The organism is Deltaproteobacteria bacterium, assembly GCA_011773515.1.
In the GTDB taxonomy this organism is placed as follows: domain Bacteria; phylum Desulfobacterota; class Deferrimicrobia; order J040; family J040; genus WVXK01.
Window position 1 is genome coordinate 21,842 of the sequence record WVXK01000100.1, and the last position, 4,606, is coordinate 26,447.

Sequence of the window (4,606 nt, forward strand, 5' to 3'; positions counted from 1 at the left end):
GTCGATCTGACGGCGAGCCTGAACTCTTCGAGGAGGTCAAGCCTCTCCCCTCGACTCTTCAGACCGCTGGCTGAACACCCAACCAGAGCATTTTTCAACGCCTCGATTCTATCCAGCGTATGGGTAATAGCTGTGAGGTCCCGGGGGTCGGCGTTTTTGCCCGCCACCTTTATACCACCCCGTTCAAGGTCACACATTCCTTCAAGGAGCGATGAAACATTTTTGCGGACATTGTTGTGGACGGCGAATTCCTCCGTGCACTCCAGGCGAGCGTTGACCTCATGGAGGTCAGAAAGCGGAAAGGCAAGCCATTTTTTTACGAGCCTTTTACCCATCGGCGTTCTCGTGCGGTCGAGGACACCGCAGAGAGACCCTTTTTTCGTGCCCTGGAGGCTGCTCAGGACCTCGAGAGACTTGAGTGCCGACTCGTCGAGATAGAGGCCCTTTCGCTGAATGAACGGTTTTGGCACCGAAAGGTTCGATATCGCCTGGGGCTGATTCCTCTTTATGTAATCCAGAAGAAGGAAAAAACCCCCATCCTCCTGGATTTTTCCATAAAAGCGGTCTCTGTATACCTTTAAGGTCCCCTCGTAATCGTGAAAATCAACTTCCCTCCTTGCCACCTCCGCGGGGAGTTTCCTGTCAAAGCCCGAATATTTCAACCTGCTCGCGGTGTCACCATCGTAAATTACTTCGGCTACATCCAACTTTCCTATGGCGTCTACAATGGCTTCGGGCTTGCCTGTTTTTTCGAAATAGAGCTCTCCCGTCGAGATATCTGCCGCTGAAACGGAAAAACCCCGCGAGAGATTTATGGCGGCGATGAAGTTTCCTTTTCCCGACTCGAGAAAATCCTCCCGGGGTATCAGGCCGGGTGTGAGAACTTCGACCACTTCCCTTTTGAACAATCCTCCCTTCTCCTGTTCACCTAACTGTTCGCAGACCGCAACGTTTTTCCCCTTCCTTAACAGCTTCAGGATGTAAGAGTCCCTTGCGTGGTGAGGAATCCCGCACATCGGAATCCCGGAATCCTTATCGCGGCTGGTCAGGGCGATATCGAGTATCCGCGAAGCGATGATGGCGTCTTCGAAAAACATCTCGTAGAAATCGCCCATCCGGAAAAAGAGAATGGATTCCTTGTGCTCTCTTTTGATGTTCATATACTGCTTCATCGCAGGTGTCAGTTCCATATTCAACTCCAGATCAAAAGAGATGGCGAAATTTTTGGATATGAATAACGATGACTTTATGAGATCTCAAGATCCTTAAATTCCGGTTCAAGCCTTTCGTATGTCTGCAAGACAGTCTCGGGAAGAACCCTGACCTCATTAAGTGAGGTCATGAAGTTGGTATCCCCGCGCCATCTCGGCAGGACATGAAAATGGAGGTGATCCTCTATTCCCGCCCCGGCGGCCTTCCCGGCATTCATACCCACGTTGAAACCCTCGGGGTTGTAGTGCTTCTTTATGATCCGCATCGACTCCTGTATGAGCGCAAACATCTCCCACGCCACCGTCCTTTCGAGAGCAGAAAAATCATCGATATGTTTTCTCGGAGATATGAGGAGATGGCCGCTGGTGTATGGATACCTGTTGCACATCACGACGGAATGAGTTGAAACACGCAGGATAAGTTTTTCGGGGAAACTCTCGGGTTCGTCTTTAACACAGAAAATACAGTGCTGATTGCCTTTGGTCGCGTTTTTCACATACTCGATTCTCCACGGTGTGTAAAGCCTTTCCATCCCCTCACACTACTCCCTGTTGAGCATCTCCCTCAGTTCCTTCCCCACTTTGAAAAAAGGGATCTTTTTCTGCGGAATGAAGACTTTTTCACCCGTTTTCGGATTTCGCCCTTCCTTCGCCTTTCTCACCCTTATCGTAAAACTGCCAAACCCTCGTATCTCTATTTTGTCTTCTTTCCTGAGGGCTTCCTTCATATTATCAAAAATGGTGTCGATGATTACGTCGCAATCCTTCTTCGTCAAATAATCAATCTTCTCCGCCAATTTTTCGACAAGATCGCTCTTCGTCATTTTTTCCTCCCTTTAATTTGTTACAAATGTGGGGAAAATCATCTCAAAAACTACCTTCTCGATTATACTTTTCACTTCTCCTTTAATCAAATCAATTATGGAGATTTTCTTTTTCGGCGGATAGACCAGATTCGGCTCTCCCTTTATCCCGCTTATTTTGGCGGAAATATCGATAGCGTCATAGAAGTTTCCGAGAGAGTCTACCAGGCCCAGCTCCTTCGCCTGTGAGCCGGAAAAGATCCTGCCATCGGCTATTACCTCTACTTTGGACCGCTCAAGCTTTCGCCCGTCGGCAACCGCGTCGACAAACTGGATATGTATATTGTCGATGAGCTTTTTTAAAAACCTCTTCTCCTCTTTCGTCATTTCCCGCAGAGGGTTCCCCACATCTTTCATGGGGCCGCTCTTGACAACCATGCCTTTCAGGCCCAGCTTCTCCACAAGCTCCTTGACGTTTAAAAATTCCATTATCACCCCTATGCTGCCGGTAATGGACCCGGGGTTTGCCACAATTTTATTTGCCCCACAGGCAATGTAATATCCGCCGGAAGCGCCGACAGCGCCTATCGAAGCTACGACAATCTTCTTGTCCCGAAGCCTCTTCACCTCCTGATAAATTTCCTGTGAAGGACCAACCCCTCCGCCGGGCGAGTTGATCCTCAGCACCACAGCCTTGATCTTTTCGTCCTTCCCAAACTTCCTGATTGACTCATTAATGGTTTCGGAATCCGTTATGATTCCCTCGATCTTGACGACGCCCACATTTTCTCGGAACCCTGTCAGGCTTCCCCCTATCTTGCCCATCACTCCCATGAGGATAAGAAAACCGGCAAAGACAACCACGAGGATGAGACATCCTCTCATGAGGGGGGACCGCTTCCTGACAGCTCTCTCTTGACGGTTCATAAGAATCCTTCAGTTGTTGTCCTCTTTCAGTTTCAGCTTTTCTTTGAGAGCTTCACCCAGAACAGAGATATCTTCGTCATTTTTGTTTATGTATGCCTCGATCTCTTTCTTCTCGAGACGTTTCTGATACAGCTTTATGCTCAGAGATATTTTTCTCTTCTGCGGGTCAACCCCCGTTATCAGGGCGGTGACGACGTCCCCTATCTTCACTACATCAGAAGGAGAGGTGATCTTATCTTCAGATATTTCGGTGAGATGGACCAGCCCCTCGATTCCCTCCTCTAGCTCGATGAAAGCGCCAAAGTCGGCGATGCTCGTCACCCTCCCCGTTACCATTGCCCCCCTTTTATACCTTTCCCGGATATTTGACCACGGGTCTTCTTTCAGCTGCTTTATCCCCAGGGAAAACTTCTGGTTTTCCTGGTTGATCTTGAGAACTCTCACCTCGAGCTTATCCCCCTTCCTGTACATCTCCGCAGGGTGTTTTATCCGCTGGTTCCAGGAGAGGTCCGAAATGTGAACGAGCCCGTCGATCTCCTCTCCGAGGTCGACAAAAATGCCAAAATCTGTCAGGTTTTTTACCTTTCCTTCCACAATTGAGCCTTCCGGAAATTTTTCCCTGAGGATTTCCCAGGGATTCGGTGACAGCTGCTTGAGGCCGAGGGAGATTTTTCGCATCTTCTCATTGATCTTGAGGGCAACAACCTCCACCCGATCACCTATTGAAAGGATATCAGATGGGCTCTTCAGGTTTTTGCTCCACGACATCTCGGAAATATGGAGCAGCCCTTCCACTCCTTCCTCAATCTCGATAAATGCCCCGTACTTGGTGATATTCGTCACGACGCCGTAAAGTTTGTCCCCCTCCCCGTACCGTTGACTCAAGAGGCTCCACGGGTCCGGCCGAAGCTGTTTCAGCCCCAGCGACACCCGCCTCTTCTCCCTGTCGAAGCGAATGACCTTGACCTCGATCACGTCCCCGACCTTTACAACTTCCGATGGGTGTGATATTTTTCCGTAACTGATATCCGTTATGTGCATGAGGCCATCCAGCCCACCCAGATCGATAAATACCCCGTAATCGGTGATGTTTTTTACCCTTCCCTCTACCACATCCCCTTCCTTCAGGCTGCCGAGGAGCTCCTCCTTCCTGGTTTTTAAAATTTCCTCGAGGTAGGCCCTTCTGGATACGACGATATTTACCTTCTGCCGGCTGAATTTGAGAATTTTAAAATGATCTTCGATCCCGATGAGGGAATCGGGGTTCTTCACCTGCCTGATATCGGCTTGGGACCCCGGCAGAAAAGCTTTGGAGCCTATGTCGACCTCAAATCCCCCCTTAACCTTGTTTGTGATAACGCCCCTGACAAACTTTCCTTCCTCATAGGCATCCTGAAGGTCGTCCCAGAGTTTCGTCTTGTCCGCCTTCTCTTTCGACAGGATGACCATACCGGATTTTGAATCGATCCGTTCAACCAGCACATGAACTTCGTCACCCTCTTTGAGGAAAACGTTCCCGTTTTTATCAAGAGCTTCCGCGGAGGGGAAAAACCCCTCCGTCTTATAGTTTATGTCAACAGCGACGAGGTCACTCAAAATCGCCATTACCTTTCCCTTGACTATCTCGCCGGTTTCCAGCGTTTGGAGGCTTTGTTCGAAAAGTGA

General features: G+C 49.4%; 5 protein-coding genes. All 5 read right to left on the reverse strand.

The features are described from left to right. Positions 1-1,190, reverse strand: a 1,190-nt coding sequence (locus GTN70_11015) for a hypothetical protein (GenBank protein NIO17495.1), incomplete at its 3' end; no start/stop codon positions are given. Between the two features lie 56 nt (positions 1,191-1,246). Further along, positions 1,247-1,744 (reverse strand): HIT domain-containing protein, encoded by a 498-nt coding sequence (locus GTN70_11020; GenBank protein NIO17496.1) that lies wholly within the window; start codon positions 1,742-1,744, stop codon positions 1,247-1,249. Between the two features lie 9 nt (positions 1,745-1,753). Beyond that, positions 1,754-2,035, reverse strand: a complete 282-nt coding sequence (locus GTN70_11025) for an integration host factor subunit beta (protein NIO17497.1) — start codon at positions 2,033-2,035, stop codon at positions 1,754-1,756. A 12-nt stretch (positions 2,036-2,047) separates the two neighbouring features. Further along, positions 2,048-2,941, reverse strand: coding sequence for a signal peptide peptidase SppA (sppA, locus tag GTN70_11030; GenBank protein ID NIO17498.1), 894 nt, complete (start codon positions 2,939-2,941; stop codon positions 2,048-2,050). A 9-nt stretch (positions 2,942-2,950) separates the two neighbouring features. Further along, positions 2,951-4,606: 30S ribosomal protein S1 (locus GTN70_11035; GenBank protein NIO17499.1), on the reverse strand; the 1,656-nt coding region annotated here is incomplete at its 5' end.

What these genes read in the sequence shown, in the direction of transcription:
- GTN70_11020 (NIO17496.1), bottom strand. Translation starts at nt 1,744, where the DNA reads ATGGAAAGGCTTTACACACCGTGGAGAATCGAGTATGTGAAAAACGCG.
- GTN70_11025 (NIO17497.1), bottom strand. Translation starts at nt 2,035, where the DNA reads ATGACGAAGAGCGATCTTGTCGAAAAATTGGCGGAGAAGATTGATTAT.
- sppA (NIO17498.1), bottom strand. Translation starts at nt 2,941, where the DNA reads ATGAACCGTCAAGAGAGAGCTGTCAGGAAGCGGTCCCCCCTCATGAGA.